Origin of the sequence: Streptomyces otsuchiensis (assembly GCF_004305975.1) — a bacterium.
GTDB lineage: Bacteria > Actinomycetota > Actinomycetes > Streptomycetales > Streptomycetaceae > Streptomyces > Streptomyces otsuchiensis.
The window spans coordinates 1-454 of the sequence record NZ_BHZI01000608.1 but is presented as its reverse complement, the minus strand read 5'-3'; the positions used below and the strand labels follow the sequence as shown (position 1 = coordinate 454).

General features: G+C 79.3%; 1 pseudogene. It reads right to left on the bottom strand.

Annotated features, from left to right (window positions below):
* Positions 1-124: 124 nt before the first annotated feature.
* Positions 125-454: pseudogene (locus E0D90_RS26965) on the bottom strand (hypothetical protein); the annotation flags it as partial.

The following is a 454-nucleotide window of genomic DNA, read 5'->3' as shown; positions in this document are numbered from 1 at the left end:
GGGCCGGGCCGTGGCCGTCACCCGATCTTCGGGACCCCGCGCCACCACGTCAACCGTCCTGCGCCATGAGCGGTGGCGCGTCGGGACACCGGCCCGCTCACCGCCTCGGGCGGGCCTTCCCGCCTCACCACCGGGCCGGCAGGTCCCGGCGGACGGTGCGGTGCAGCCCGGCGGCCAGCAGTACGGCCGAACCCGCCCAGGAGAGCGGCTCGGTGGCGGCCGCCGCGGGCCAGGCCCACCAGTGGGCGGCCTGCTCGGGGCCGTAGCCGAAGACCGCGACGGTCAGGACGGCGAGCGTCGGCAGCAGCGTCGCCGCGTGGCGGCCGAGGGCGGACCGGCCGAGCAGGGCGAGCCCGAGAGAGCAGCCGAGGTTGCGAACGGCCTGCCACGGTGCCGGATCGCCCCCGTCGAACCACCCGCCGGCCACCCCGGCCGCCCCGGCCACCGCGGCCAC